Origin of the sequence: Leisingera aquaemixtae, assembly GCF_001458395.1 — a bacterium.
Lineage (GTDB): Bacteria > Pseudomonadota > Alphaproteobacteria > Rhodobacterales > Rhodobacteraceae > Leisingera > Leisingera aquaemixtae.
In genome coordinates this window covers 119,146-145,289 of sequence record NZ_CYSR01000022.1, presented here as the reverse complement: position 1 = coordinate 145,289, position 26,144 = coordinate 119,146, and the positions used below count along the sequence as shown (strand labels likewise).

Here is a 26,144-nt window from a genome sequence, read left to right as displayed (position 1 = left end):
GCCCCGTCTAAGAGGCGTCCTCAGTCATATATGGGTTTGCGATACCCATTTTGCCAAGTATCAGCACCTCAATCCCTTCCATTAATGCGGCATCGCGGTCACGGATGTGATCATAGCCCAGAAGATGCAACAGTCCGTGAACGATCAGATGGCGGGCATGGTCGGCCAGCAGCTTGCCTGCCTCCGATGCCTCGCGGGCGCAGGTGCCATAGGAGATGGCGATGTCGCCCAGCGGGATTTCGCCAGTGAAATCAGGCTCTGGCGGCACCGGCGTGCCGCCGTCCGTGTCCGGGGCGCGCTCCTCTGCGGGCCAGCTCAGCACATTGGTCGGCACGGGTTTTTCGCGGAACTCCGCATTCAGCCCGGCGATCTGGGCATCGTCGCAGCCCAGCAGCGAAATTTCGCACATCTCCGCATCCAGCCCGAAATGGGCCAGGACGGCAGCAACGGCCTCCTCCGCCAGCAGCTCAAGTCCGGCCTGCTGCCAGCGGGCGTCTTCGATGGTGATGTCGAGCGTCATGGATATCTTCCGGAAACGGGGGCCAGCCCCCGCACCCCCGCGGTCATTCGGGCAAGAGGACTGCGGGATCAGGCCGGCATGGCGTCTGCGTCATAGGCCTCGATGATGGCCGCCACAAGGGGGTGGCGCACCACGTCGCGGGCGGTGAAGTAGTTGAAGCTGATCTTGGGGATCGATTTCAGCAGCCGTTCGGCATCGGCAAGCCCCGATTGCACGCCCCGCGGCAGGTCGACCTGGCTGCGGTCGCCGGTGATCACCATGCGCGAGCCTTCGCCCAGGCGGGTCAGGAACATCTTCATCTGCATGGTGGTGGCGTTCTGCGCCTCGTCCAGCACCACGAAGGCATTCGACAGCGTGCGGCCGCGCATAAAGGCCAAGGGCGCGATCTCGATGCGTTTTTCCTCGAGCAGCTTGGCCAGCTGCTTGCCCGGCAGGAAGTCGTTCAGCGCGTCGTAGAGCGGCTGCATGTAGGGATCGACCTTGTCCTTCATGTCGCCGGGCAGATAGCCGAGCTTCTCGCCCGCCTCCACCGCCGGACGGGACAGGATGATGCGGTCGACATGGCCGGTGATGAACATCGAGACCCCCACCGCCACGGCCAGATAGGTCTTGCCGGTGCCGGCCGGGCCGATCCCGAAGGCCAGCTCGTTTTCAAACAGCGAATGCACATAGGCCTTTTGCGCCTCGGTGCGCGGCTCCACCAGTTTCTTGCGGGTCTTGATCTCCACCCGGCCGCCGCGGAACATCTGCAGCTGGCCATCGGGTTCGGCCTCGTCAGTTTCCGGGCCCATGCGCAATTCGCGGTCGATGTCGCCGCTTTCGACGCTGCGGCCGGTTTCCAGCCGGTCGTAGAGAGCCGTCAGCACGCCGGCCGCCTGTTCGCGCGCCGAATCTTCGCCCATCACCGAGAGCTGATTGCCCCGGCGGACGATCTGCACGCCCAGTTTTTGTTCGATGTCAGCCAGATTGCGGTCGTATTCGCCGCACAGGTCGATCAGCAAGCGGTTGTCGGGAAATTCCAGAAGCACTTCATGGGTTGCGGTCTGGTCTTGCGCGTCATTCAGGGCACCGATGGCCAAGCTGATCTCCTCATTCCAAGGTTGCCCTTTCAGTTTGCCGCCCCTGTTCCGTTTGCGCAAGCATCAGCAGCGGAAATTCACTCAATTGAAACAAATCAGCCGCCCCGAGGGGCGGCTGCAGGCAGCGGCGCTTGTCTGCCGCGGTCAGATCGGATCCCAGAGGGTCGAGCCGTTCTTGAACGGGCCGGTTGCCACATTGCGCGGCAGGTTGCTGTTGCAGACCGGCTTGCCATCGGGGGTGCGGCGCAGGTCGGCATAGCCCTCCAGGCCGTCATCAATGATCCAATGCTCGCAGCCATTGGGGTCGACCCAGATGCCTGCGGTCATGTTCGACAGGGTCGAGGAGCTGCCATCGCCGAAATGCCCGTCGGAGGATTTGTCGGCGCCCGTAGCACAGGCTGAAACTGCGGCGGCGGCGGCAAGGAGGAAGGCCGTTCTTATTGATGTCATCGTCTGTCTCTCCTCAGCGCAGGCAATAGATTTCGACACGGCGGTTCGTTGCCATGTTGGCGGCGCTGGTGTTGGGCACCCGCGGTTCGCGTTCGCCGTAGGCACGGACGTCATTGACCCGTGCGCCCGCCGAACGGGCCACCTGTGCCACCGCATTGGCGCGGCGCTGCGACAGGCCGATGTTGTATTCGTCCGAGGCGCGGCTGTCGGTGTGACCGGCGATCACAAAGGAACGGGCGCCGTCGGTCCTGGCCTTCTGGAAGAATTCGGTCAGGCGTTTGCGGCCAGCGGCATTGATGTGATGCTTGTTGGTGGCAAAGAACTGGTCGGACGGCATCACGCCGCAAATGTTGCCGCGGCGGCAGACCGGTTTGCCGTCCGGGGTGACATGCGGCGTCATAAAGCCCTCGGCGCCATCGTCCATCACCCAATGCTCGCAGCCGTCCGGATCGACCCAGATGGTGGGAACGTAGCGTTCGCCCTTGATCGTCCGCTGCTGCGACTGCGCGCCGGCCGGCGCGGCGGCGATGCTGAGCGCAGCCGAGGCAGCGGCAGCCAGCGCAATCACCTTGTTCAATTTGAATTTCGACACAACCAGATTTCCTTCACCTAAGTTCCCCAGGGTGTTAGCCGCATTGGTGCCCACCGCTCAGGCTTGACAGCAGAATTAACTGAAATTGATACTCTATATCTGTTAAATTTCTGTTTTTAGCGCGCACGCTGATTGCGCGCCACGGACACTTGGCGCGCGCGGGACAGATTGTGTCTGAGCAAGATGCAGTAAGGACACACCCGGTTCGCGCCGGGCGGCCGCGGCGGGCCTTGGGGAACCCGCCCGCGACAGGAGATTCGCGGGTGCCGCGGCAGGCTCAGCCGATCAGCTCGCCCGCCAGCGAATTCGCGCCCGAGGAGACAATCCGGACCCGCGCCAGCTCTCCGGCGTCCCGGTTGCAATCGGCGACGTGGACAGCGTGGAGGTAATCGGACTTGCCCACCATCTGGCCCGGCAGGCGGCCGGTTTTCTCAAACAGCACGCCAACCTCGCGGCCGACCATGCTGTCCTGCACCTCGCGCTGCTGCCGGGTGAGCAGGGCCTGCAGCCGCTGCAGCCGGTCGTCCGCCGCAGCGGGGTCGACCTGGGGACGCTCCGCCGCCGGGGTGCCCGGGCGGGTGGAGTATTTGAAGGAATAAGCGGTGCCGTATTTGACCTCTTCCACCAGGTCCATGGTGGCCTGGAAGTCCTCCTCGGTCTCTTCCGGGAAGCCGACGATGAAATCGCCGGAAATCAGGATGTCGGGACGCGCGGCGCGGATGCGCTCGATCAGGCGGATATAGCTTTCCGCCGTGTGCGCGCGGTTCATCCGCTTTAGGATCTTGTCCGAGCCTGCCTGTACCGGCAGGTGCAGATAGGGCATCAGCTTGGCGCAGGTGCCATGCGCTTTGATCAGGTCGTCCTGCATGTCGTTGGGGTGCGAGGTGGTGAAGCGGATGCGTTCCAGCCCGTCGATCTTGTCCAGCTCCCAGATCAGCTGCGCGAGGGTCAGGTCGCCGTTGGAACCGGCACCGTGATAGGCGTTCACGTTCTGGCCCAGCAGGGTGATTTCGCGTACGCCGCGCTCCACCAGGTCCTGAGCTTCGCGCAGGATGCGGTCCGCCGGGCGCGAGACCTCAGCGCCGCGGGTATAAGGCACCACGCAGAAGGCGCAGAATTTGTCGCAGCCCTCCTGCACGGTCAGGAACGCGGTCGGGCCGCGTTTGGCCTTGGGGCGGTTCTTCAGCTTCTCGAATTTGTCCTCTTCGGGGAAATCGGTGTCCAGCACCTTCTGCCCCGCGCGGGTCTTCGCTTCCATCTCCGGCAGCCGGTGATAGCTTTGCGGGCCGACCACCAGATCAACCAGCGGCTGGCGGCGCATGATCTCCTCGCCCTCAGCCTGGGCGACGCAGCCCGCGACACCGATTTTCAGTTCCGGCTTCTGCGCTTTCAGCCCCTTGAAGCGGCCCAGTTCGGAATAAACCTTCTCCGCCGCCTTTTCCCGGATGTGGCAGGTGTTCAGCAGGATCATGTCGGCGTCGTCGGCGGATTTGGTCTCGACATAGCCCTCGCCGCCCAGCGCTTCGGCCATGCGTTCGCTGTCGTAGACATTCATCTGACAGCCATAGGTCTTGATAAACAGCTTCTTCGGGGCGCTCATGAGTCTCAGCCTTTTAGCCTGATCCGGGGTCAGCGGCCTGCCATACAGGCAAATGCCGATGCTTGCAATGACGCCGGAATTACCCGATTTTGGCCGCAAAGGCCAGAAAGGCAGGGGCAGACGGGCATGATGCATTCTTCGCTGGAGGATTTCCTGAAGCAGGGCAAGGTGCTGCTGGCCAAAGGCCCGGTGGCGCTGGTGTTCATCGAGGATGAGGTGGAGATTGCCACCACCCTGCGCCACCACCTGCAATGCGGCTTCAAAGCGGTGGCCGCGCTGATGCCGGATGCCTTCGACCTGCCGCAGGACGTGCGCGCCAAGGTGCACCGGGTGCCGTTTGACTGCGGGCCGGAGGGCGCGGTCACCGATGCCGTCAACGCGGTCATTGCTGCGGCGCGGCCGGGCTGCTGGCTGTATTACTGCTACAATGCGGAATACCTGTTCTACCCGTTCTGCGAGACCCGCAGCATCGGCGAGATGCTGACCTTTCACACCGAGGAGCGGCGCGATGCGATGCTCAGCTATGTGATCGACCTTTATGCGGGCGATCTGGACAGTTGCCCCGGTGCGGTGTCGCTGGAAAATGCCCATCTGGATAAGTCCGGCTATTACGCCCAGGCGCGCACCGACCCCGCATCCGGCCAACCCCACGAGCGGCAGCTGGACTTTTTCGGCGGCGTGCGCTGGCGGTTCGAGGAGCACATCCCCCCGGCCAGCCGCAAGATCGACCGGATTTCGCTGTTCCGGGCCAAGCCGGGGCTGAAGCTGCAGCAGGGCCACATTTTCAACGATCCGGAATACAACACCTATGCCTGCCCCTGGCATCACAACCTGACCGCTGCCGTCTGCTCCTTCCGCACCGCAAAGGCGCTGAAGCGCAACCCCGGCTCCACCTTTGATATCGCAACCTTCCGCTGGCACAATTCCGCGCCGTTCGAGTGGCACTCGCGCCAGCTGCTGGATCTGGGGCTGATGGAACCCGGTCAGTGGTTCTGAGCGGCTGACGCCCGGCAGGCGCCCCTGCCCGCGCGCCCAGGCCGAAACGGCGGGATGCCGCTTCCCTGCCCGGGGATTATGTGTATTCTTATAGGTGTTAAATTTCTTTATGACCCTGAGAGGCACCATGGCAGCACCGCGCCAGAACATGAGCTACCGGGATATCAAGCAGGTCGTTCTTGACCGGATCCAGAACCGGATCTGGGCGCCCGACAGCCTGCTGCCGAGCGAGACCGACCTGGCGGAGGAGTTTTCCAGCACCCGCACCACCGTCAACCGGGCCCTGAGGGAACTGGCCGAGGAAGGCTTCCTGGAACGCAAGCGCAAGGCGGGCACAAGGGTGCTGAATTCGCCGGTGCGCAAGGCGCAGTTCTCCATCCCGCTGGTGCGCGATGAGATCGCCGGAACCGGCGCGGAGTACCGCTATGCGCTGGTGGAGCGCAGCGTGGCCGCCGCGCCCGCCTGGCTGTCGGCGCGGCTTGATCTGCCGCAGGGCCAGGAGGTGCTGCATGTCAGGTGCATGCATTATGCGGACAACGCCCCTTTCCAGTACGAGGTCCGCTGGATCATCCCTGGCAGCGTCCCGGAGGTGCTGGAGGCGGATTTTTCGCACTCGGGTCCGAATGACTGGCTGGTGCAGAAAGTGCCGTTCACCAATCTTGAGCTGAGCTTCATGGCCACCAAGGCGGATCAATCGGTGGCGGAGTTTCTGGATGCGCCGCTCGGGGATCCGGTGTTCACCGCGGAACGGATCACCTGGCTGCGCGGCAGCCCGGTGACGCTGGCCAAACTGTACTTTGCGCCGGGCTACAAGCTGACCACGCATCTTTGATGCCCGGGCGGGAGCCGGTCCGGCCACGGAAAAAGGCCCCGGCAGATGCCGGGGCCTTTGCGGTTGCGGGCGGGATCAGGCGTTCTGCACGCTGTCCGCGTGGGTGAGCACGTCAGGCTCCAGATCCCAGATCTTGCCGTCCAGGCCCTCGATCTGGTCGTCCTCATGCACCCGCAGGCCCACGGTGCGCTCCAGGATGAAGGACAGGATCAGCGCCGTGACCACGCCGGTGCCGATGCAGGCAGCCGTGCCCGCCAGCTGCATCACCAGCGAGATTTCCCCGTGCTGGAACGCATAGGCGCCCTCCTCGATGCCGAAGTAGCCGCCGCGCGGGGTGCCGGCCTTGAAAATCCCCAGCATGACCATCCCGAAGACGCCCGCGCCCAGGAACAGCGGGAACAGCTTGTGCTCATCAATGCCGCGCTTCAGCGTGAACTCATACACCGCGTAGGCCACAAACGGCGCCGCAAGGCCGACGATGAAGGCCTGCCAGGGCAGGTAGACATCGAAACCCGATGCCCCGGCGACATAGCCCGCCAGCGGGCCAAGCAGAGTATAGGCGTATTTGCCGGTCGAATAGGCAATCAGCAGGCCCGTGATCGCGCCGCCGGCCCAGACCATCGCGTAGTTGTTGATCGCGATACCGACGCTGGTGTCGGCCATGGTGACGCTCACTGCCAGCGCTTCGGGATCAAAGAAGAACAGGCAGGACAGGATCACCATCGGCAGCCCCGCAAAGATCAGCAGGAGGCCCGGCGCGCACAGGCCGATGCTGGGCGCCAGATAGGCCGAGATCCGCGGGTGCGGTGCCATCATGCCGGGGCGCGCGCCCAGCTTCGGGGTGAACACCAGCGCCATGCCCGCAGGGAACAGATACACAAAACCAACGCCAAAGAAGTCATGGAAACCCGCATTGGTCAGCGGCCCGACCGACCCCCAGGTGGCCCAGCTGAGTGCCGAGGACACTACCGCGGCGACGATGCAGGTGATGAAATAGGCCGGGGCCTTCATCCGCTCCGACACCGCGAAATGCAGCAGGATGTTGATGATCCCGGCAAACACCGCCAGGAAGAAGATGAAGATCTGGAAGGTGTTCAGCCCCGGAAAGGTCCCCGGATCGGTGTGATGCGCCATGGCGTTGGTCATCGCGCCGCCCAGCCACCAGTCGTTGATGGAATCCATCATGGTCGCGCCTTCCATGATGTAATACTGCCCGGCCCACAGGCCGAACCCGATGACGTAGTAGGTGGCAAACCCCAGGAAGAAGCCCAGCGTCTTTTCGATGGTCGAGTTGAACAGGTTCCTGCGGCGCGCGGTGCCCGCGTCGATCAGCAGAAGCCCGACAACCACCAGAATTGCCCCGACGATCCCCGATGCGTACAGAATGTTCTGCACCAGCGAGTTCAGAGTGACTTGCTGAGCAAATATTGTGCTCACGTCCAATGACATTTGAATTTTCCTCCCGGTTCATTGCCATTTTGCCGAGTGTGTTGCCTCGGCTTTTATCTCCCGGCGTGCGCAGCCGCCTCAGACGGGGCGGGCCGGTGTCAAGCGCACCAGATCAGGGCCGGCGTGCGGACTCATCTGGTCTCAAGAGAATGATGCGAGGAAGAAGGCGCATCACAAAGACATTTTTTATTTTCCGGAAATGTTTTTTACCTAGAGTGCGCATTTGCGGCGGAGCCTGCCGCATACGGCCAGGCAGAGAGGGTCATTGTGCCAGAAATTTGGGCTCCGCTTCCGCGAAAGGGACGCCAGCCTTCCATCCCGCGCCCGCCCTTAGCCCGGATAAAGACCTTCGGGGCAGCTCTGGCGCTTGCGGCGGGTCAGGGTTCGATAAGGCTGCCGTCCCAGGCGAAACACTGGCCGCTGTCGTCAGGCGTCAGGGCGGCGATCACATCCAGCATCCGGGACACCGCATACTGCGGCGAGAAGCGTTTCTCCGGGGCGACGTTGCGCAGGAAGGGCTGGGACAGGCCGCTTTCCACCGTGCCGGGATGCAGCCCGGCGGCAATGGCCTGCGGGTTGCGGCGGCGGATTTCTATCGCGGCATTGCGGATGATCATGTTCAGCGCGGCCTTGGACGCCCGGTAGGAGTACCAGCCGCCCAGATGGTTGTCGGAGATGCTGCCGACCCGGGCGGACAGGGCGGCGAAAACGCCCCGCCGGGCCCGCGGCAACAGCGGCAGGAAATGCTTGGCGGTCAGGGCCGGGACGACCGTGTTGGCGGTGAACAGCGCCAGGAGTTTTTCGGCGCTCAGCTCCCGCAGCGATTTTTCCGGCATCATATCCCCTTGATGCAGGATTCCCCCCGCCAGGATCATCAGATCAACCGCACCCGCCTTGCCGGCCTGTTCCGCCGCGGCTTGCAGGCTGTCCTCGTCCAGGTAATCCACCTGCAGCCTGTGCACGCCCTCCGGGACACGGGCGTCCGGGCTGCGGGACAGGCTGTGGATGCGGGCCTGCGGGTACTTGCGGGCCAGTGCGTCAACAAAGGCCGACCCGATCGCCCCGGACCCGCCGCTGACAACAATATTGCGCATAAGCAGTCACCTTCTTGAGAGCTGTTTGCTGCTGTTACGCGCCGCCGCCGCAGGCGGATCAGTTTGCCTGCACTGCCGGCATCTGCCCCGCGTAAAAAATGCGATAGCCCGTGATCCAACTTTCCCAGCGCTCCGTAACCGGACTATGCTGACACTAAACTTGGATAGGCCGCCCGGAAAAACCGCTGTGCTTCGGGCATCCCCTGAGGGCAAAGCAGTAGTGTCAAAAGACAAAACCTATTCTGAGCTGACCGTCTGGCTTTTGGCTGTGCGCGACCACCGGGACCGTGCGGCGTTCGGCGACATGTTCGATTTCCTGGCCCCGCGGCTCAAGGGGTTCATCATCCGCTGCGGCGCGCGGCCTGCGCTTGCCGAGGAAATCGTCCAGGACGTCATGCTGACGATCTGGCGCAAGGCGGCGATGTTTGACCCGCACAAGGCGCAGGCGTCGGCCTGGATCTACCAGATCGCCCGCAACCGCCATATAGATATCATCCGCAAGGAAAGCCGGCCGGTGCCCGATGAACTGGGAGAGGATCCCGGAGCCGAGCCCGACGCCAGCCAGATCCTCGCCCTGGAGCAGGAGGCCCTGCACCTGAAACAGGCGATCCAGCAGCTTCACCCCGATCAGAAGGAGATGATCGAAAAGGCCTATATCGGGGATTTGACCCATCAGGAGATCAGCACCCAGACCGGCTTGCCGCTGGGAACAGTAAAGTCGCGTATCCGCCTTGGCCTTGGGCGGCTGCGCAAGGAACTAAAAGGATTGCGTTGAATGCCTGCAATCACACATCACATCCCCGATCCGATGATCGCGGCCTATGCGTCCGGCAGCCTGCCGCACGCCTATTCCATGGTTGTCGCCAGCCACCTGTCCTATTGCCGCGACTGCCAGGCGGCGCTTGGCGCGCATCAGGCGGTTGGCGGCGCGCTGCTGGAAACGTCCGCTTGCGCGGCCTTGACGCAGGACGCAAAGCCGAAACTGATGGCGCAGCTGGATGCCCCCGCAGCGCCGGAGCCGGTGTATGACGCCGCCGGGATCTACCCCGGGCCGGTGATGCAGTCGCTGAAAGGGCGGCCGCTGCGCTGGAAGACACTGGGCATGGGGGTGAAACAGGACATCCTGTTCGAAGATGCGGCGGGATCCGCCCGGCTGCTGTATATCCCTGCGGGCCAGGCGGTGCCGGATCACAGCCACAACGGGCTGGAGCTGACGCTGGTGCTGCAGGGCAGCTTCAGCGACGAGACCGGGCGGTTTGGTGTGGGCGATGTCGAAATCGGTGACGAGGACCTGGACCATACGCCGGTTGCAGATCCCGGCGATCCCTGCATCTGCCTGGCGGCCACCGACGCGCCGCTGCGGTTCAAGGCGCTGATGCCGCGCCTGCTGCAGCCGCTGTTCCGGATCTGAGGCCCGCAAGCCGGGGGCGCTGCCCGTGCGGCGGCCCCGCTTACTTGCCGCGGTAGACCAGCCAGTCGGGCAGCAGCTCAAACGCTCTGATCGCATAGGAAAAGGGACGCGGGAAATCCGTCCGGAACCGCCGCGAGCGCATCGCGGACACCACATGCCCGGCGGCCTCCTCAGGCTCCATCAGCTGCGGCATCTTAAAGCTGTTCTTGTCCGTCAGCCGGGTTTTGATAAAGCCCGGATTGACCACGCGGACGGTGACGCCGCTGTCTCTCAGGTCAAGCCGCATGGTTTCCGCCAGGCTGATCAGCGCCGCCTTGCTGGCGCCATAGCCGATGGAGGCCGGCAGACCCCGGTATCCGGCCAAGGACCCGACCAGCGTGATGTCGCCGCGCCCGGCCTTCACGAACGCCGGCACGATCTGCCCCAGAACCCGCAGCGCACCGGTGAAGTTCACGTCGCTCATCCCCAGCACCGCGTCCGCATCCCAGTCCTGTGTCCGCATCGGCTCATAAGCGCCGGCGTTATACAGCAGCGCATCAACCGGACCAGCCCGGCGGGCAGCCTCTGCGACCGACTCCGCATCGGTCACATCCAAAGGCACCGCCCGCGCCTGCGTCAGCTCGCTTGCCAGTTCCTCCAGCGCGTCTTCGGACCGCGCCGACAGAATCAGCCGGGCGCCGGCCCGGTCGAGCTTCCGCGCCACCGCGCGCCCCAGCCCGTGACTGGCCCCGACCAGCCAGATCGTCTTGCCTGCAAAATCTGTCACGCTCAGCCTCCGGAAAATGTCGAACTGTCGGAAATCAGCGGCTTTGGCGGCGGCGGCTTGCGCAGGAACGGCGCCCGCTTGATCCAAAGCCTGAGCGCCTGCCAGTAAATCAGCGCCACCACGCGGGCCGCCCCGAAGGGCCTGCGCAGTGCGGCGCGCAGCAGGCCGCCGGATGTCACCGGGCGGCGCGGCCCGTCCAGCGTGGCCAGCACGCCCTCGGCCCCGTTGGTATAGAAAATCCGGATGTTGAACGCTTGGTCCGTCATCCCGAAATTGAACCGGTAGCGCCCCGCGACCTGCTGAAACGGCGAGACATGCATGAGCTTCTCCGCTTCGATCACATCGCTGCGCCGGATCGGGCGGAAGTCCGGGTGCGCCGCGAAATAGCAGTGGCGGTGGCCAAAGGTGTTGTTCACCTCCGCGATAAAGGCACGCGGGCTGCCGTCCCTGACCGCAATCCAGAAACTGACCGGGTTGAAGTGAAACCACAGGAAGCTCGGCTGGGTCAGCAGCAGCAGCTGGGCGCCCTCCAAAGGAAAGCCGCGCCGCTCCAGCTCCTCCCGGAACCACAGGATGCCGCGGCCGCAGCCGCGCGGGCCGCCGTGGCGGCGGTCGTGGATCGAAAACAGATTGAAGCGGTTGCGCGACAGCAGCGGCAGCGCGCCACTGGTCATATCGGTCAGAACGTAGTCCACGCCATAGCGGAAGGCGTTTTTCAGGCGCCCCCGGCGGGCGTGAAACGTCTGTGCTGAAACATGCTCAATCATGCACCGGTTACGCAGGCGCCGCCGCCCCGGATCACCCGCACGCACAGTTTTATCGCGAAAGCGGTGATCCGCTTTCTTGCCTGCGGCGTATCCGGTCCAAACAACAGCAAGGGAAAACCGTCGCATGCTGGATCAAACTCAGGGGCCACGCCGCAAGATCGCCATCGCGGGAGGCGGCATTTCCGGACTGTCCGCGGCGTATTATCTGGCTGGCAGCCATGACGTCACCTTGTTTGAGGCCGCGCCCCGGCTGGGCGGCCATGCCCGCACGGTTCTGGCGGGCAAGAACGGCGATCAGCCGGTCGATACCGGCTTCATCGTGTTCAACTATGTCACCTACCCTTACCTCACCCGGCTGTTCCGCGAGCTCGACGTGCCGGTGATCAAAAGCGAGATGAGCTTTTGCGCCAGCATCGACGACGGCCGCCTGGAATACGGGCTGAACAGCCTGCGGATGCTGGCGGCGCAGAAGCGCAACCTGGTGCGCCCGCAGTTTCACAAGATGGTCGCGGACATCGTGCGTTTCGGAAAACGGGCCGAGGCCGCCGCCACCGATGACGACAAGACCATTGGCGAGCTGGTGGAGGAACTGGGACTCGGCAGCTGGTTCCGCAACCATTACCTGATGCCGATGTGCGGCGCGATCTGGTCGACCCCGGTCACCGACGTCGATGCCTTCCCGGCCAAGTCGCTGGTCCGCTTCTTCCGCAACCACGCGCTGCTGGCGGGCACCGGCAAACACCAGTGGTGGACGGTCAAGGGCGGCAGCATCGAATATGTCCGCCGGCTGGAGGCGGCGCTGATTGCGCGGGGCTGCGAAATCCGCACCGGCAGCCCCATCCGGCAGGTCACCCGGCAGGCGGGCGGCGTTTCGGTGCAGGCAGAGGGCGCAGACCCGCGCCTGTTCGACGACATTATCCTTGCCTGCCATTCCGATCAGGCGCTGGCCATCCTGGGGGCCGATGCCACACCGGAAGAGGCCGCAGCGCTGGGGGCGATCCGCTATCAGCCGAACACGGCGGTTCTGCATTGCGACGAAGGCCAGATGCCTAAGCGGCGCAGCTGCTGGTCCAGCTGGGCCTACCGCAGCCAGGACGGCGGCGTTGGCGTCACCTACTGGATGAACCGCCTGCAAAGCATCCCCGAAAGCGATCCGCTGTTCGTGACCCTGAATCCGAGCCGCCCCATTCCTGCGGACAAAGTCTATGACACGGTGGAATTCTCGCATCCGCTTTTCGACAAGGCAGCACTGCGGGCGCAGCACCAAATCCGGGCGATGCAAGGGCAGAATAGGACCTGGTTTGCCGGCGCCTACAACCGCCACGGCTTTCACGAAGACGGTATCGCCAGCGCCATGCGGATTGTCCGCATGATGAACGCTCTCCCCTCCTCTCCGGTCAAAGGAACAGATCATGGCATTCACGGACAAAGCCCTTCAGTCGGAATTCCTGGACACCTGCGCGCGACTGCGTAAGGGGCGGCTGACGCTGCGCACCCCGGATGGCGCGCGCTATCAATTCGGCGATAGCGGTCCCGAGGCCGAAATGCAGATCAATGTCTGGGCCGCGGTTTCCGCGATGGCGGCGCACGGCCAGGTCGGGCTGGGCGAGACCTATGTGCAGGGCCTGTGGGACAGCCCGTCGGTCGATGCCCTGATGCAGCTGGCGATGCGCAACCGCGAGCATCTGGGCAGCTACGATCAGGCCAGCCCGCTGAACCGCGCCAAATTCCGCATTGTCGACACCCTGCTGCGGGCCAACTCCAAGCGCGGCGCGCGCAAGAACATCCGCGCCCATTACGATGTTGGCAATGAGTTCTATCAGCTGTGGCTGGACGATGGCATGACCTATTCCTCCGGCCTGTTCGCGGCGGAGGGCGATGATCTGGCGCAGGCGCAGACCCGCAAGAACGCCCGCATCCTGTCACGGCTGGGGGATGGCGAGCAAGTGCTGGAGATCGGCTGCGGCTGGGGCGGTTTTGCCGAACAAGCCAGTGCCGAGGGCCGCGATGTGACCGGCGTCACCATCTCGCGCAACCAGCACAGCTATGCCGAAAGCCGCCTGGACGGGCGCGCCGACATCCAGCTGCGCGACTACCGCGATATCGAGGGCAAGTTCTCCAGCATCGTCTCGATCGAGATGATCGAGGCCGTGGGCGAGCGGTACTGGCCCAGCTATTTCGCCAAGCTCAAAAGCAGCCTGGCCGAAGGCGGCCGGGTGCTGCTGCAGGCGATCACCGTGCGGGACGACTTCTTTCCGACCTACCGGACCTCCTCCGACTATATCCGCCAGTATGTCTTTCCCGGCGGCATGCTGCTGTCCGACCAGGTGATCGCGCAGCAGGCAAAATCGGCCGGGCTGCAGGTCGCGGACAGTTTCGCCTTCGGCCAGGATTACGCCCGCACCTGCCGGATCTGGGCAGAGCGCCTGGCCGCGCAGAAGCGCCGGATCGCGGAACTGGGCTATGGCGAGGCGTTCTTCCGCAACTGGCAGTACTATCTGGAGATCTGCGCCGCCTCCTTTGCCATCGGCCACACTAATGTGGTGCAGGTGGAGCTGGCCCATGCGTAGGCTGCTTCTGACCCTGTGCCTGCTGGCGGTTCCGGCGGCTGGGTTTGCCTCTCCGGTGCAGTCGCTGCTGCCGGGGGCCGAACAGCGCGGCGCGGCGACGTTCCGGTTCCTTGGTTCTCCGGTCTATCAGGCGCGGCTGTTCACGCGGGGCGCAGCGCCTTTGGACTGGTCGCAGGATTTCGGGATCGAGCTGACCTATCAGCGCCGGCTGAGCCAGAAGGATCTGGTCGAATCCACCCTGCGCGAGATGCGGCGCCTGGGGCATCCCGCCCCGGCCCGCGCCCGCTTTGAGGCCTGTTTCCAGGCCGTCTCCCCCGGCGACCGCTATCTGGCCGTCAGCCAGGGGCCGGACCGGGTGACGTTCCTGCGCAACGGGCGCACCGCCTGCACCCTGAGCCAGCCGGGCATCAAGCGCGGCTTCATGTCGATCTTTGTCGGCGCAAACACCCGCTCTGCCCGGTTCACCCGCGCGCTTCTGGGCTGATGATGCTGTATCCACGCGTCAGCCTCTATGCGATGATGCTCGCCTCGGCGGGGATCCCGCTTTATATTCACCTGCCGCAGTTTGCCTCGGTGACATTGGGGATCGGCCTGGGGGTGCTTGGCGGCATCCTCTTGGCGATCCGCCTGTTCGATCTGGTTCAGGACCCGCTGATCGGCTGGGCCATCGACCGCTGGCCGCAGGCGCAGCGCTGGTTCGCGCTGGCGGCTGCGGGCGGGCTGGCCATCGGGTTTCCGCTGCTGTTCACCCTCTCTGCCGGCCCCCTTGCGGTGCCCAAGCTGGTGCTGATCCTGCTGTTGCTGTTTTCGGCCTACAGCCTGGGCATGATCCTGCTCTATGGCCGCAGCGCCACGCTAGCCAATCATTCCACCCCGCGCGAACTGATGAGGCTGGCCGCCTTCCGCGAGGCGGGAATGCTGAGCGGTGTGATCTTTGCCGCCATCGCGCCGGCGGTTCTGGTGGCGCTCGGAGCCGCGGGCCAGGGCTATGCCGCCTTTGGCCTGGCCCTCGGCGGCTTTGCCCTGCTGACCGCTGCGGCCACCCGGCCCATGTGGAGCCGCCCGGCGGTCACCGGCCAGCCGCTGTCGGCGATGGCGCTGACCCAGGCCGGCGCGGTGCGCCTGCTGGCGCTGGCGGTGCTCAACAGCCTGCCGGTGGCGCTGACCTCCACCCTGTTCCTGTTCTTTGTCGAGGACCGGCTGCACCTGCCCGCCTATGCAGGGCCGCTGCTGGTGCTGTTTTTCCTCTGCGCCGGGCTCAGCGTGCCGCTGTGGGCGCGCCTCAGCCAGCGGATCGGGGCGAAACAGACCTTGCTGATCGCCATGCCGCTGGCCATTGCCAGCTTTGCCGGCGCAGCCTTTCTGGGGCCGGGCAGCCTGCTGGGCTTTGCGGTGATCTGCGCGGTGTCGGGCGCCACCCTGGGCGCTGACATGGTGCTGCTGCCCGCCATGTTCAGCATCGCGCTGACCCGCGCGGGCCTCAACGCCTCCGCTGCCTTCGGGATCTGGTCCTTTGCCGGCAAGCTGGCGCTGGCGCTGGCCGCCGCCCTGGCGCTGCCGCTGCTCGAACAGCAGGGCTTCCAGCCCGGGGCGGACAACAGCCCGCAAGCGCTGAGCGCGCTGGCCCTGGCCTATGCCGTCCTGCCCTGCGTTCTGAAAACCGCCGCCTTCGCCTTTGCCCTGACCCTGCCATCAGAAAGAGCAACCGCATGAAACTCCTGACCCTCGCCCTCGCCCTCATCGTGCTTGCGATGATCGCAAAAACCTATCTGTTCAGCTTCCGCTTCCAGTCCCCGGAGGATTACGCGGACAAAGGCCCGCAGTTCATCCTGACCAAGCACCTCTCTGGCGAGATCCTGTCGGAAGGGGTGATTTTCGGCCCCACCGGCAAGATGGCCAACAGCTTCACCGCCAGGATGGTGGGCGAATGGGACGGCGATACCGGCACGCTGAGCGAGGAATTCACCTATTCCAACGGCGTTACCCAAAGCCGGAAATGGTTTCTCACCCTTGGGCCCGGCAACACGTTCACCGCCACAGCCGATGACCTTGCCGGAGAGGCCAAGGGCATCGTGTCCGGCTCCACCGTGCAGCTGACCTACGAGATCATCCTGCCCGAAAGCGCAGGCGGGCACACGCTGCAGGCCACCGACTGGCTGTATCTCACCGCAAACGGGGTGATCATGAACAAATCGGAGATGCGCAAATTCGGCCTCAAGGCCGCGGAGCTGGTCGCCACCATGCGGCCTGCCAGCTGAGCCCGGCGGTGACACCCGATGACCGCCTCTGACGATCAGCCCGCCGGCCGCAGCCTCATCCTCATTCTGGGCGATCAGCTCACCCGCAACATCGCCGCGCTCAAGGACGCAGACCCTGACCGCGACATCGTCCTGATGGCGGAAGTTGCGGAGGAAGCCGGTTATGTCCGGCACCACAAGAAAAAGATCGCGTTTCTGTTTTCGGCCATGCGCCATTTCGCCAAGGCGCTCAAGGACGACGGCTGGCAGGTGCATTACGTGCGGCTGGACGACCCGGACAACACCGGCAGCCTGACCGGCGAGGTCGCCCGGCTGCGCGAGGCGCATCCGGTTGCCCGCGTGGTTGTGACCGAACCCGGCGAATACCGGCTGAAATCGGCCTTTGAGGACTGGGCGGAGGCGGCGGATATTCCCCTCGATATGCTGCAAGACAGCCGGTTTCTGTGTTCCCATGAGCGGTTTGGCGAGTGGGCCGAGGGCCGCAAGCAGCTGCGGATGGAGTATTTCTACCGCGAGATGCGCCGCGAAACCGGGCTGCTGATGGACGGCGATGAGCCGGAGGGCGGCCAATGGAACTTCGATCACGAAAACCGCAAGCCCGCTGAGGACGGCCTGACGCTGCCTAAGCCGCCGGAAACCACCCCGGATGAGATCACGGAGGAGGTTCTTGATCTGGTGGAGGAGCAGTTCGGCGATCACTTCGGCACCCTGCGCCCGTTCTGGTTCGCAGTGACCCGCGAGGATGCGCTGGCGGCCCTGGAGCGCTTCGCCGGGGAGGCGCTGCCGAACTTCGGCGATTATCAGGATGCGATGCTGGAGGGGGAGAAGTTTCTCTACCACTCCGTCCTGTCGCAGTACATCAATGCAGGCCTGCTGGAGCCGCTGGAGGTCTGCCGCCGGGTGGAGCGGGCCTATTACGAGGGCGATGCCCCCCTCAATGCGGCCGAGGGGTTCATCCGCCAGATCATCGGCTGGCGCGAATACGTGCGCGGGATCTACTGGCGCAACATGCCGGGCTATACCGAGAAGAACTTTCTGGAGGCCATCCGTCCCCTGCCCGGCTTCTACTGGACCGCTGACACGGACATGGCCTGCGTGGCGGCCGCGGTCAGCCAAACCCGCGACGAGGCCTATGCCCATCACATCCAGCGGCTGATGGTGACGGGGAATTTCGCCATGCTGGCGGGCGTCGATCCGCATCAGGTGCATGAATGGTATCTGGCGGTCTACGCCGACGCCTATGAATGGGTGGAGGCCCCCAATGTGATCGGCATGAGCCAGTATGCCGACGGCGGCCTGCTGGGATCGAAACCCTATGCCGCCAGCGGCAATTACATCAACAAGATGTCCGACCATTGCGCAGGCTGCCGCTACAGCGTGACCAAGAAGACCGGCGAGGACGCCTGCCCGTTCAACCCGCTGTACTGGGATTTCCTGGTGGGCAACCGGGACAAGCTGCGCAACAATCCGCGCCTGAAACGGGCCTACAGCACCTGGGACAGGATGTCCGGGCCGCGGCAGAAGGAATACCTAGACAGCGCGCAGAAGGTGCTGGACCGGCTTTGAACGCAGGCGCGGGGCGGGCCCCGCCCGGGCCGGGGGTCAGTCCGGCCAGGGCAGCGAATAGGTCTTCACATTGGTGAAGAACTTCATCGCTTCGATGACCCCTTCCTTGACCCCGTTGCCGCTGTCCTTGATGCCGCCGAACGGGGACATTTCGATGCGGTAGCCGGGCTGCTCCCAGATGTTGCAGGTGCCGACGTCCAGCCCGTTGATATAGGCAATCGCCCGGTTCAGATCGTTGGTGCAGACGCCCGATGACAGGCCGAATTGGGTGGAGTTCGAGATCCGCATCACCTCTGCGTCATCATCCGGCACCCGCACGATCGGGATGATCGGGCCAAAGGTCTCCTCCATCACCAGCTCGCTGCCGTGGGGCACCTTGTCCACGACGATCGGCGGCAGCAGCGCCCCCTGACGGCCGGGGTGATAGAGGATTTCGGCGCCCGCCCGTTCCGCCTGCAAAACCCGGTTCTCGAACAGTTCGGCCGCCGGTTCATGGATCACGCAGCCCAGTTCCGTTTCAGGGTCCTGCGGATCGCCAAACCTGATCTTCCGGGCCTTTTCCAACACCAGCGGCACGAAGCGGTCCGCAACGCTTTCCTGCACCAGGATGCGCTTGATGGCGGTGCAGCGCTGGCCGGAATTGCCGGTGGCCCCGGCGACGGCGATGGCGGCGGCCTTGTCCAGATCATCGCCGGACAGGTCATTCAGCACGATCAGCGGGTCGTTGCCCCCCAGCTCCAGCGCCTGGCGCTTATAAACGCCCTTCTCGGCGATCATCTTGCCCACCGGCACGCCGCCGGTGAAGGTGATGATGTCGATGTTTTCATTGGTGATCATCTCGTCACCGATGTCCTGCGGCCAGCCGGTGACCACCTGGAACATCTCCGGCGGCAGGCCCGCCTCGTACAAAATGTCGGCCAGCGCGATGCAGGTCAGCGGTGTCAGCTCCGTCGGCTTGCAGACCATGCAGTTGTTGGTCGCAATCGCCGGCGCGACCTTGTGGCTGACCATGTTAAGCGGATGGTTGAACGGGGTGATCGCCGAGATCACCCGGACCGGCTCGCGCTTGGTGAAGATCTTGCGCGCCTTGCCGTTGTGGGTCAGGTCGCAGGAGAAGATCTCGCCATCGTCCTTCAGTGCCTCCGCCGCGGCGAACTGAAAGACGTCCTGTGCCCGCTTGGTCTCATAGATCGCATGCTGGCGGCTGATGCCCAGCTCCAGCACCAGCCATTCGGCCAGCCAGCCGCGCTTCTCGCCGATCAGCTCGCCAGCCCGCTGCAGAATTTGGCTGCGCTCGTAGCGGGTGAGCCTGGGCCTGTAGTTCGCCGCAATCTCAAACGCCATGCGGGCGTGCTCCGCCTGCCCTGCGGGCACGGTGCCGACCAGTTCCCCGGTGTAGGGGTAGTGGACCGGCACGGTTGCTTCGGTAAAAACGGCCTCGCCGCCGATGCGCATGCCCTCGTTGCGGATTTCGATACTGGTCATAGCGTCCCCCGTTGGTTCACAGCGCCGCCGCGGTGCAGGCGTAGAAGAAAGCGTCAAAGTTGCGCAAAGTTTCAGGCTGCTCCGGCAGGTCCAGAACCCGGTTCACGATAAAGGGCACCTCCTGTTCCGTCAGCCCGCCGTGGCTGCGCAATGGCTCCTTCAGCGCGGCCAGGTCGTGGCGGTGGGCCGAGGTGCCAATCGTGACATTCTCGCCGGAGATCACCACCAGATGGCCGATCCGGTCCTTTGGCAGCTCAAAGCGGCGCACGGCCTCATCCTGATCCAAGACATGGGTGATCCCGTCCAGGCCCTCAATCTGCGGAATGATCTCGCTCATTATCACGCCATCGGGCAGGTACACGGTTGCAAAAGACCCCAGCGCGCCGTGGTGGACGACGTAGGGATCGGTAATCGGCAGGATCACTCGGGCCTTTCCCGCGCCCAGGCTTTCATCCAGGTAATCCTGCAGGTAGACCACATTGGGCGACCCGTCGGCGTGGTGCTTGGGTTTCATGCCGTGATCGGCAGTCACCACGATGGCCGCGCCCGTTTCATCCAGTTGCGCCAGATACCTGTCGAACATCGCATAGAAGTCCAGCGCGCCCTGCTGGTCCGGGGCGAACTTGTGCTGGATGTAGTCGGTGGTCGACAGGTACATCACGTCCGGCCGGAACTCCTGCAACAGCTTTACCCCGGCGGCAAAGACAAACTCGCTCAGCTCCGCCGAATAGACCTCCGGCACCGCCATGCCGAGCCATGCGCTGGCGTTATCAATGCCGTGCTCCGCCTTGGTGGTCTCCCCCGACCGCTCCGAGGAGAACGCGACCGCCCGGTTTTCGTCGAACCTGAGGCCCGCCCCCAAAAGCGCCCGCAGCTTGTCCTTGGCGGTGACCACGGCAACCCGGCAGCCCGCCTCGTAGAATTGCGAAAAGATGGTGGGCGCGCGCAAAAACCGCACGTCGTTCATCATCACTTCTTCGCCTGTGTCCGGGTCGATCAGGTAGTTGCCGCAGATCCCGTGCACCGCGGGCGGCCGGCCCGTCGCGATGCTGAGGTTGTTGGGATTTGTGAAGGACGGGATCACCGAATGCGCCAGCCGGTCCGTGCCAGTCTCGCGGATCCGCTTCAGCGTTGGCATCAGCCCCTTGGCGATGGCCGTCTCCAGGTACTCCGGCTCGCAGCCGTCCAGGCAAATCGCAATCGCCGGAACCTTGGGCGCCGGATAGCTGCGCCCGTTGGCGGTGACAGGCCCGGTAAAGGGGGTTCCAGTGGTCATGTCTTGAAGTCCTTTGTGTCTCAGGCGGCCAGTTTGGCGCGTTCTTTCAGGGCCGCAGCGGGCGGCGCCGCGCTGGCGACCCCCATTTCGGCCAGGGTTTCCTTGGCGGCGGCCACAACCCGCCGCATCACATGTTCGTCCATCTGCCCGATGCAGCCGATGCGGAAGCTGTCCACCACCGTCAGCTTGCCCGGGTAGAGGATAAAGCCCTTCGCCTTCATCAGATCGTAAAAGCGGCTGAACTCGAAGTTACGGTCCGCAGGGCAAAAGAATGTGACGATGATGGGGCTCAGCCAGCGGCTGTCCAGCAGGGTCTCAAACCCCAGCTGCCGCATCCCCGCCACCACCACACCGCGGTTCCTGGCATAACGCGCGCCGCGCGCCGCCACCCCGCCCTCCGCTTCATGCGCGCGCAGCGCCTCCAGGAAGGAGGCCGCAACATGCGTCGGCGGCGTGAACCGCCACTGGCCGGTCGTCTCCAGCGCGGCCCATTGCGCATGCACATCCAGGGACAGCGAATGGCTGTTGCCCTCTGCTGCCTCGATTTCCGCCTTGCGGGCCAGGACAAAGCCAAAGCCGGGCACCCCTTCGATGCATTTATTGGCCGAGGACACCATCGCCTCATACCGGATCTGCGCAGGCTCCAGCCCGATCGCGCCAAAGGCCGACATCGAGTCTATCAGCAGCTTGCGCCCCGCCGCATAGGCGGCCTCCGAAATCTCCTCCACCGGGTTCAAAATGCCCGAGGAGGTCTCGCAATGGACCGCCACCACATGGGTGATCGCGGGGTCCTGCGCCAGGATCTGCGCCACCTCCGCGCCGCGCGGCGGCAGGTAGTCGCCCTTGTCCAGCACCGCATGATCGCGGCCCAGATACCGGAGCATCTGCGCCGCGCGCTGCCCGTAGGCGCCGTTGGCCAGCACCAGCGCCTTGCCATCGCGGGGAATGAACGAGCCCAGCATCGCCTCCACCGCAAAGCTGCCCGAGCCCTGCATCGGCACGCAGTCGAACGCTTCCGCGCCTGCGCCCAGCAGCGCCAGCAGGCGGCGGCGGATCTCGCGGGTCATGGCGCGGAAGTCGTCATCCCAGCTGCCCCAGTCCCGCAGCATCGCCTGTTTCACCGCAAAGGACGTGGTCAGCGGCCCCGGCGTCAGCAAATAGGGCTCGCCCAGCCGGGGCGGTTCAAGCGGGTCCGTCGAAACACTCATCTGCAATCTCCCAACGCAGGTTGCCCGCATCATTGCCGCCCGCACTTCCATATGTAAAATTGCAAAAAACGATCTATTCATAGGCTCAGCCTATGAAAAAACAGGACCTCCGCCATGCGCCATTCCCAGCTCAGGGCCTTCCACCATGTCGCCCTTCTCGGGGGGTTCTCCCGCGCGGCAGAGGCCCTGAGCCTCACCCAGCCCGCGGTCTCGGAACAGGTGCGGAAGCTGGAGCAGGACCATGATGTGCTGCTGTTTCACCGCGAGAAGAAGCGGGTCATCCTGACCGGCGCGGGCGAAAAGCTGCTGCAGCTGACGAAGCACTATTTCGAGGTCGAAGGCCAGATCGCCGATCACCTGTCCGAAAGCGGCGCTGCGGCCGGGGGCGAGCTGCGGATCATCGCCGATTCCGCGCAGCATCTGACCGGCTTTCTGGGGCCGTTTCAGCAGCGTTACCCGAATGTCACCATTTCGCTGCGGGCCGGGAACACCGGCGCTATCCTGGATGAACTGCGGGCCTACAACGCCGAAATCGGCGTCGTGGGAAGCCTCACCCCCGGCAAGGACATGAGCGTTCTGAACCTCGGCGCGACCGAAATCACCGCCTTTGCCGCGCGCGGCCTGCTGCCGGCCTCGCAACAGAGGCTGACGTTCAGGGAGCTGGCGCACCTGCCGCTGGTGTTCCGTGAAGACGGATCGAAAACCCGCGAAAAGGTCGAAGCGGCCGCCCGCGCGCAAGGGGTCACGCTGAAGCCCGCGATTGTTGCCGAAGGGCGCGAGGCGGTGCGGGAGCTTGCCGCCTCAGGCGCGGGCGTCGGTTTCGTGTCGGCGGCGGAGTTCGGCCATGACAGCCGCCTGGTACAATACCGGCTGCAGGGGGCCGGTCTGGAGATGAGCGAAAGCATGGTCTACCTGACCCAGCGGCGCGACGTGAAGGTGATCCGGGCCTTCATGGAGTTCGCAACCGGCCTGCAGGCACAGAAAGCCGCCGCAGCGCAGCCGGGGGTATAGCAGAGGCCGGCTGTGCGCCATCGGCGGCCCTCGCCGCCAAGGCTCATCCCCGGCGCCTGCGGACCATCTGCCGAACCGCGTTAATGCTTGCGCACGGCGCTGAACCATTCCGCCATGAAGCGGCGGCGCTTCTCCGCGTCCAGATAGACCAGCAGGCCCGGCCCCAGCTGAATCGGCCGTTTCGGGCTGGCGCTGTCCACAAAGGCAACCGGCGGCTGCGCGAACGGATAGTTGGCCGCTGGCGGCTGCGACCAGGCCGCGGCAGCCAGATGGTCGGCAAAGCTGCGCGCCAGACCGGGCTGCCGCCCGCCCTTCAGCAGCACGGCAGAGCGCATCATCAGATGGGTGTAATCCTCGGGATCGATCACGATGATCTTGTCCGCCAGATCCCGCCGGGCCCGCGCATAGCTGCCCAGAACGTTATAGGCCACCAGGATCTCCCCGGACGCGACGCTTTCGATCATGCTGGAGGAACAGCAGAACAGCTGCGGGTCCAGGCTGCCGATGACCTCCATCAGCCGCCAGTAGGTTTCCGACGTACGCGCATCCTGGGTCGCAAAGAGATACCCCAGCCCGCTCAGCGAGACATCATAGGTGCCCACCTTGCCGCGGAACCGCTCCGGCTCGGCGCGCAAGAGCGAAATCAGGTCCTGACGCGTGCGCAAGGCTTCGCCGCCCGAAAACGCCGCCGCCGACACAACGATGGAGGCGGGCTCCAGGGAGAAGGCAAACACATGGCTGCGCCACTCGCCCCATTCCGGGATCAGCGCAGTCGCCGCTGAGCGGTGCGGGCGGGTGAACCCGTCATTGGCCAGCTTGGTCTGCAAGTCCATGGCCGAAGACAGGGCAACGTCGAACGGCTCCTGCCCCTCCAGCACCGCCTTCATCACCTCGCTGCTGTTGGCCACCGTGTATTCGATCGCCGCCTCCGGATGCTCCTCCAGAAAGCTGCCGATCAGCGGCTCCAGAATGGCGGTGTCCGTGGTCGAGATCACACGCAGCGGGGTGCCGTCCTCGGGGCCGATCCAATGCCGTTCCTCCACCTCGAACCCGGCTGCCGCTGCCGCCGCGAAGGCCAGCAACGTCAGCAGAGCGGAAAACAAAGCGTGACGCATGCGCCTGCTCCTGTCTGGCTGTTTTCGATAATCAGGCGGCCGCCGTGGGCCTCGGCCACCTCGCGGGCAATGGTCAGCCCCAGCCCCGAGCCGATGGTCTCCCCCGCATTGGCGCCGCGGACGAACCGGCGGGTCAGGGCCTCGGTGTCTTCGCCCGCAAAGCCGCCGGCCTCATCCTCCACTTCGATATTGCCCCAGCCGCCATTGCGGACCGTGCGCACCCGCACGGTCCTGTCGCGCCCCGAATACTTGATGGCATTGTCCAGAATGTTGCGCACCGCGTTTTGCAGCAGGATGGCATCGCCCTTGATGCTGACATCGCCATCGCTTTGGAAATGCAGGCCGATGTCCTTCAGCTCCGCCACCGGCTGCAGCCGCTCGGCCAGATCGCGGGCCAGCGCGGTCAGGTTGACCTCTTGCCGCTCCAGGCTGTCGGTGCGGAACGACACCATCGCGTGATCCAACAGCTGCCCCGCCGCGCGGGAGCTTTCGTCGATGGCGCGGATCATCTCGCGCAGGCTGGCCCGGTTGTCCTCATTCTCCACCCGCATCAGGGTGACCTCAGCCTGGGCGCGCACCGTCGCCAGCGGCGTGCGCACCCGGTGCGCGGCTTCGGCGATGAAATCCTCGGACCGGGCCAGCGAGGCCTGCAAGCGGCGGATGAAGCTGTTGAGCGACAAGACCAGCGGCGACATCTCGGCGGGGACCGGGCGGGTGACCGGGCGCAGATCCTTGGGACCCCGCCGCGAGATCGCCTCGGTCAGCGAGCGCAGCGGGGTGATGCTGGACTGGGCGGCCCACACCGCCAGGCCCGAGGCCAGCACGAAAAAGCCCACCCCCAGAAACAGCGCGGACCTGAACAGCTGTTCCAGCAAGGCCGCCTGGCCGGTGCGGGTCTGGGCCACCGACACCTGCACCGCCACCGGCGCGCCCTGCGCCGCCAGGCGGCGCGACACCGTCACTGCCCGGATCGCCTCCCCCTTGTACGCGGCGGTTTCGAACAGCGGCTGCCGCGGCTGCACCGGCTCTTCCGCCACCGGCAGATCGGCATATCCGGTCAGCACCCCGGCAGGGCTTGCGATCCGGTAAAACACCCGGTCATCGCTGACATTGCCCAGCATCGACAGGGCGGCATAGGGGATGTCGGCGGTGATTTCCCCCGCCTGCACCGACACGGAGTCCAGTATCGAGGTTGCCGAGGCCAGCAGGATCCTGTCGTGGCTTTCCTCCGCAACCGTGCGGACAAACCCCAGCACCGCAAAGAACAGCACCGCCGCCAGCAGCGCTGCGCTGCCCACCAGCTGCAGCAGCAGGCGGCGGCGGAGGGAGCCGCTGACATTGACCGCTGCGCTCATTCCAGGCTCAGCCGGTAGCCCAGGCCGCGCACCGTGGTGATCTGCACGCCGGAGCCGGCCAGATGCTTGCGCAGCCGGGCGACATAGACCTCGATGGCATTTTCCGATCCCTCCTCGTCATAGGAAAACAGCCGGTCGACCAGATTCGGTTTGGAAAAAATCCGGTCCGGCGCGTTCAGAAACACCTCCAGCAGCCGCAGTTCCCGGTTGCGCAGCGCCACGGTCCTGCCGCCAGCGGACAGGGTTCCCGCCATCGGATCGAACTGCAGGTTTCCGAATCGCCGCAGGTTGGAACTGCCGCCGCCGCGCCGCCGCAGCACCGCCCGGCAGCGCGCCTCAAGCTCGGAAAAATCAAACGGCTTGGTGATGTAATCGTCGGCGCCAAGGTCCAGCATCCCAACCCGGTCAGACACCTCGGAGCGGGCCGTCAGCACGATGACGGGGGTTTCCTTGCGGTTCTCCCGATGCGCTTTCAGGAAGCTGCGCCCGTCCCCGTCGGGCAGCATAATATCCAGTAAAATCAGATCGTAATCCGTCGTGCCGGAAAATGCAGAGGCGGTGCTCACATCCGGCGCATGGTCCACAACATGCCCGTCCAGCCGCAGCCGGTCCAGAACCGCCTTTGCCAGGCTTTCGTTGTCTTCAACCAGCAGGAAGCGCATCGGCGCCGCTCCTTCCCAAACGGGCCTTGGCGGCCCCGTGACAGGTTTGTGTCAGCTTGCTGTGCTTCCTTCAGTCATGAGC

26 protein-coding genes are annotated in these 26,144 nt (G+C 64.8%); 11 read left to right on the top strand and 15 right to left on the bottom strand.

Annotated elements, in window-relative coordinates; genetic code table 11:
* Window positions 1-7 precede the first annotated feature (7 nt).
* The 5 genes from ybeY to miaB all read right to left on the bottom strand — a co-directional run bounded on the left by ybeY (window position 8) and on the right by miaB (window position 4,241).
* Window positions 8-520 carry an rRNA maturation RNase YbeY gene (gene ybeY, locus PHA8399_RS11475; protein ID WP_058286285.1) on the bottom strand — a complete coding sequence of 171 codons (513 nt, stop codon included), beginning with the start codon at window positions 518-520 and terminating at the stop codon, window positions 8-10.
* Between the two features lie 68 nt (window positions 521-588).
* Window positions 589-1,599, bottom strand: a complete 1,011-nt coding sequence (locus tag PHA8399_RS11470; protein WP_058286284.1) for a PhoH family protein — start codon at window positions 1,597-1,599, stop codon at window positions 589-591.
* 144 nt (window positions 1,600-1,743) lie between these two features.
* Window positions 1,744-2,049: a hypothetical protein gene (locus PHA8399_RS11465; RefSeq protein ID WP_058286283.1), complete on the bottom strand. Its 306-nt coding sequence runs from the start codon at window positions 2,047-2,049 to the stop codon at window positions 1,744-1,746.
* Window positions 2,050-2,062: 13 nt separating this feature from the next.
* Complete coding sequence (locus PHA8399_RS11460) at window positions 2,063-2,641, bottom strand: OmpA family protein (RefSeq protein WP_058286282.1); 579 nt, start codon at window positions 2,639-2,641, stop codon at window positions 2,063-2,065.
* A 277-nt stretch (window positions 2,642-2,918) separates the two neighbouring features.
* The gene (gene miaB, locus PHA8399_RS11455; protein ID WP_058286281.1) at window positions 2,919-4,241 is read right to left on the bottom strand and encodes a tRNA (N6-isopentenyl adenosine(37)-C2)-methylthiotransferase MiaB; all 1,323 of its coding nucleotides are present in this window, start codon (window positions 4,239-4,241) and stop codon (window positions 2,919-2,921) included.
* 126 nt (window positions 4,242-4,367) lie between these two features.
* On the opposite strand from miaB, the gene PHA8399_RS11450 reads away from it, so the two are divergent.
* Window positions 4,368-5,237: a glycosyltransferase family protein gene (locus PHA8399_RS11450; RefSeq protein WP_058286280.1), complete on the top strand. Its 870-nt coding sequence runs from the start codon at window positions 4,368-4,370 to the stop codon at window positions 5,235-5,237.
* Between the two features lie 127 nt (window positions 5,238-5,364).
* Window positions 5,365-6,069, top strand: a complete 705-nt coding sequence (gene hutC / locus PHA8399_RS11445; protein WP_244270206.1) for a histidine utilization transcriptional repressor HutC — start codon at window positions 5,365-5,367, stop codon at window positions 6,067-6,069.
* A gap of 75 nt (window positions 6,070-6,144) precedes the next feature.
* On the opposite strand, the gene PHA8399_RS11440 is transcribed toward hutC, so the two are convergent.
* Together PHA8399_RS11440 and PHA8399_RS11435 are read right to left on the bottom strand one after the other, a co-directional pair.
* Window positions 6,145-7,518, bottom strand: a complete 1,374-nt coding sequence (locus PHA8399_RS11440) for an ammonium transporter (RefSeq protein ID WP_058286278.1) — start codon at window positions 7,516-7,518, stop codon at window positions 6,145-6,147.
* A gap of 377 nt (window positions 7,519-7,895) precedes the next feature.
* Window positions 7,896-8,612 (bottom strand): SDR family NAD(P)-dependent oxidoreductase, encoded by a 717-nt coding sequence (locus PHA8399_RS11435; protein ID WP_058286277.1) that lies wholly within the window; start codon window positions 8,610-8,612, stop codon window positions 7,896-7,898.
* Window positions 8,613-8,832: 220 nt separating this feature from the next.
* On the opposite strand from PHA8399_RS11435, the gene PHA8399_RS11430 reads away from it, so the two are divergent.
* Together PHA8399_RS11430 and PHA8399_RS11425 are read left to right on the top strand one after the other, a co-directional pair.
* Complete coding sequence (locus tag PHA8399_RS11430; protein WP_058286276.1) at window positions 8,833-9,387, top strand: sigma-70 family RNA polymerase sigma factor; 555 nt, start codon at window positions 8,833-8,835, stop codon at window positions 9,385-9,387.
* On the top strand, window positions 9,388-10,023 hold the full coding sequence (locus PHA8399_RS11425) for a ChrR family anti-sigma-E factor (protein WP_058286275.1): 636 nt from the start codon (window positions 9,388-9,390) through the stop codon (window positions 10,021-10,023). It abuts the gene before it with no gap.
* 40 nt (window positions 10,024-10,063) lie between these two features.
* Here the strand turns inward: PHA8399_RS11425 and PHA8399_RS11420 are convergent, their stop codons facing one another.
* Both PHA8399_RS11420 and PHA8399_RS11415 read right to left on the bottom strand, forming a co-directional pair.
* Window positions 10,064-10,789: an SDR family NAD(P)-dependent oxidoreductase gene (locus PHA8399_RS11420; RefSeq protein WP_058286274.1), complete on the bottom strand. Its 726-nt coding sequence runs from the start codon at window positions 10,787-10,789 to the stop codon at window positions 10,064-10,066.
* 2 nt (window positions 10,790-10,791) lie between these two features.
* Window positions 10,792-11,556, bottom strand: a complete 765-nt coding sequence (locus PHA8399_RS11415; RefSeq protein ID WP_058286273.1) for a DUF1365 domain-containing protein — start codon at window positions 11,554-11,556, stop codon at window positions 10,792-10,794.
* Window positions 11,557-11,680: 124 nt separating this feature from the next.
* Here PHA8399_RS11415 and PHA8399_RS11410 point away from each other — a divergent pair, with 124 nt between their 5' ends.
* Genes PHA8399_RS11410 through PHA8399_RS11385 form a run of 6 tightly spaced genes read left to right on the top strand, consistent with a single transcriptional unit; the run spans window position 11,681 to window position 17,950 of the window.
* The gene (locus tag PHA8399_RS11410) at window positions 11,681-13,030 is read left to right on the top strand and encodes an NAD(P)/FAD-dependent oxidoreductase (RefSeq protein ID WP_058286272.1); all 1,350 of its coding nucleotides are present in this window, start codon (window positions 11,681-11,683) and stop codon (window positions 13,028-13,030) included.
* Window positions 12,969-14,126, top strand: a complete 1,158-nt coding sequence (locus PHA8399_RS11405; RefSeq protein ID WP_058286271.1) for an SAM-dependent methyltransferase — start codon at window positions 12,969-12,971, stop codon at window positions 14,124-14,126. The genes PHA8399_RS11410 and PHA8399_RS11405 overlap by 62 nt, the downstream gene beginning before the upstream one ends.
* Window positions 14,119-14,610 carry a hypothetical protein gene (locus tag PHA8399_RS11400; RefSeq protein WP_058286270.1) on the top strand — a complete coding sequence of 164 codons (492 nt, stop codon included), beginning with the start codon at window positions 14,119-14,121 and terminating at the stop codon, window positions 14,608-14,610. The genes PHA8399_RS11405 and PHA8399_RS11400 overlap by 8 nt, the downstream gene beginning before the upstream one ends.
* A gap of 2 nt (window positions 14,611-14,612) precedes the next feature.
* Window positions 14,613-15,839 (top strand): MFS transporter, encoded by a 1,227-nt coding sequence (locus PHA8399_RS11395; RefSeq protein WP_058286269.1) that lies wholly within the window; start codon window positions 14,613-14,615, stop codon window positions 15,837-15,839.
* A complete protein-coding gene (locus PHA8399_RS11390; RefSeq protein WP_058286268.1) occupies window positions 15,836-16,384 on the top strand; it encodes a DUF3833 family protein in 549 nt (182 codons plus the stop codon). Before PHA8399_RS11395 ends, PHA8399_RS11390 begins: the two co-directional genes overlap by 4 nt.
* An 18-nt stretch (window positions 16,385-16,402) precedes the next feature.
* Window positions 16,403-17,950, top strand: a complete 1,548-nt coding sequence (locus PHA8399_RS11385) for a cryptochrome/photolyase family protein (protein ID WP_058286267.1) — start codon at window positions 16,403-16,405, stop codon at window positions 17,948-17,950.
* A 36-nt stretch (window positions 17,951-17,986) separates the two neighbouring features.
* Here the strand turns inward: PHA8399_RS11385 and phnY are convergent, their stop codons facing one another.
* From phnY to PHA8399_RS11370, 3 genes are read right to left on the bottom strand one after another with little or no spacing between them, the layout of a single operon-like run.
* The gene (gene phnY / locus PHA8399_RS11380; protein WP_058286266.1) at window positions 17,987-19,435 is read right to left on the bottom strand and encodes a phosphonoacetaldehyde dehydrogenase; all 1,449 of its coding nucleotides are present in this window, start codon (window positions 19,433-19,435) and stop codon (window positions 17,987-17,989) included.
* Between the two features lie 16 nt (window positions 19,436-19,451).
* Complete coding sequence (phnA, locus tag PHA8399_RS11375) at window positions 19,452-20,711, bottom strand: phosphonoacetate hydrolase (protein ID WP_058286265.1); 1,260 nt, start codon at window positions 20,709-20,711, stop codon at window positions 19,452-19,454.
* 20 nt (window positions 20,712-20,731) lie between these two features.
* Window positions 20,732-21,919, bottom strand: a complete 1,188-nt coding sequence (locus PHA8399_RS11370) for a 2-aminoethylphosphonate--pyruvate transaminase (protein ID WP_058286264.1) — start codon at window positions 21,917-21,919, stop codon at window positions 20,732-20,734.
* 114 nt (window positions 21,920-22,033) lie between these two features.
* On the opposite strand from PHA8399_RS11370, the gene PHA8399_RS11365 reads away from it, so the two are divergent.
* Complete coding sequence (locus PHA8399_RS11365) at window positions 22,034-22,930, top strand: LysR substrate-binding domain-containing protein (protein ID WP_058286263.1); 897 nt, start codon at window positions 22,034-22,036, stop codon at window positions 22,928-22,930.
* A gap of 80 nt (window positions 22,931-23,010) precedes the next feature.
* On the opposite strand, the gene PHA8399_RS11360 is transcribed toward PHA8399_RS11365, so the two are convergent.
* The 3 genes from PHA8399_RS11360 to PHA8399_RS11350 are packed head-to-tail and all read right to left on the bottom strand — an operon-like array spanning window position 23,011 to window position 26,062.
* Window positions 23,011-24,045, bottom strand: coding sequence for an ABC transporter substrate-binding protein (locus tag PHA8399_RS11360; RefSeq protein ID WP_058286262.1), 1,035 nt, complete (start codon window positions 24,043-24,045; stop codon window positions 23,011-23,013).
* Window positions 24,015-25,400: a sensor histidine kinase gene (locus tag PHA8399_RS11355; RefSeq protein ID WP_058286261.1), complete on the bottom strand. Its 1,386-nt coding sequence runs from the start codon at window positions 25,398-25,400 to the stop codon at window positions 24,015-24,017. The genes PHA8399_RS11360 and PHA8399_RS11355 overlap by 31 nt, the downstream gene beginning before the upstream one ends.
* Window positions 25,397-26,062, bottom strand: a complete 666-nt coding sequence (locus tag PHA8399_RS11350; RefSeq protein ID WP_058286260.1) for a response regulator transcription factor — start codon at window positions 26,060-26,062, stop codon at window positions 25,397-25,399. The genes PHA8399_RS11355 and PHA8399_RS11350 overlap by 4 nt, the downstream gene beginning before the upstream one ends.
* Window positions 26,063-26,144 lie beyond the last annotated feature (82 nt).

Bases quoted from the DNA above. Each gene is read 5' to 3' on its own strand.
- phnA (WP_058286265.1), bottom strand. From the start codon at position 20,711: ATGACCACTGGAACCCCCTTTACCGGGCCTGTCACCGCCAACGGGCGC.
- PHA8399_RS11450 (WP_058286280.1), top strand. From the start codon at position 4,368: ATGATGCATTCTTCGCTGGAGGATTTCCTGAAGCAGGGCAAGGTGCTG.
- miaB (WP_058286281.1), bottom strand. From the start codon at position 4,241: ATGAGCGCCCCGAAGAAGCTGTTTATCAAGACCTATGGCTGTCAGATG.
- PHA8399_RS11415 (WP_058286273.1), bottom strand. From the start codon at position 11,556: ATGATTGAGCATGTTTCAGCACAGACGTTTCACGCCCGCCGGGGGCGC.
- PHA8399_RS11400 (WP_058286270.1), top strand. From the start codon at position 14,119: ATGCGTAGGCTGCTTCTGACCCTGTGCCTGCTGGCGGTTCCGGCGGCT.
- PHA8399_RS11350 (WP_058286260.1), bottom strand. From the start codon at position 26,062: ATGCGCTTCCTGCTGGTTGAAGACAACGAAAGCCTGGCAAAGGCGGTT.
- phnY (WP_058286266.1), bottom strand. From the start codon at position 19,435: ATGACCAGTATCGAAATCCGCAACGAGGGCATGCGCATCGGCGGCGAG.
- PHA8399_RS11435 (WP_058286277.1), bottom strand. From the start codon at position 8,612: ATGCGCAATATTGTTGTCAGCGGCGGGTCCGGGGCGATCGGGTCGGCC.
- PHA8399_RS11465 (WP_058286283.1), bottom strand. From the start codon at position 2,049: ATGACATCAATAAGAACGGCCTTCCTCCTTGCCGCCGCCGCCGCAGTT.
- PHA8399_RS11410 (WP_058286272.1), top strand. From the start codon at position 11,681: ATGCTGGATCAAACTCAGGGGCCACGCCGCAAGATCGCCATCGCGGGA.
- PHA8399_RS11365 (WP_058286263.1), top strand. From the start codon at position 22,034: ATGCGCCATTCCCAGCTCAGGGCCTTCCACCATGTCGCCCTTCTCGGG.
- PHA8399_RS11355 (WP_058286261.1), bottom strand. From the start codon at position 25,400: ATGAGCGCAGCGGTCAATGTCAGCGGCTCCCTCCGCCGCCGCCTGCTG.
- PHA8399_RS11385 (WP_058286267.1), top strand. From the start codon at position 16,403: ATGACCGCCTCTGACGATCAGCCCGCCGGCCGCAGCCTCATCCTCATT.
- PHA8399_RS11440 (WP_058286278.1), bottom strand. From the start codon at position 7,518: ATGTCATTGGACGTGAGCACAATATTTGCTCAGCAAGTCACTCTGAAC.
- PHA8399_RS11395 (WP_058286269.1), top strand. From the start codon at position 14,613: ATGCTGTATCCACGCGTCAGCCTCTATGCGATGATGCTCGCCTCGGCG.
- PHA8399_RS11425 (WP_058286275.1), top strand. From the start codon at position 9,388: ATGCCTGCAATCACACATCACATCCCCGATCCGATGATCGCGGCCTAT.
- PHA8399_RS11370 (WP_058286264.1), bottom strand. From the start codon at position 21,919: ATGAGTGTTTCGACGGACCCGCTTGAACCGCCCCGGCTGGGCGAGCCC.
- hutC (WP_244270206.1), top strand. From the start codon at position 5,365: ATGGCAGCACCGCGCCAGAACATGAGCTACCGGGATATCAAGCAGGTC.
- ybeY (WP_058286285.1), bottom strand. From the start codon at position 520: ATGACGCTCGACATCACCATCGAAGACGCCCGCTGGCAGCAGGCCGGA.
- PHA8399_RS11360 (WP_058286262.1), bottom strand. From the start codon at position 24,045: ATGCGTCACGCTTTGTTTTCCGCTCTGCTGACGTTGCTGGCCTTCGCG.
- PHA8399_RS11390 (WP_058286268.1), top strand. From the start codon at position 15,836: ATGAAACTCCTGACCCTCGCCCTCGCCCTCATCGTGCTTGCGATGATC.
- PHA8399_RS11405 (WP_058286271.1), top strand. From the start codon at position 12,969: ATGGCATTCACGGACAAAGCCCTTCAGTCGGAATTCCTGGACACCTGC.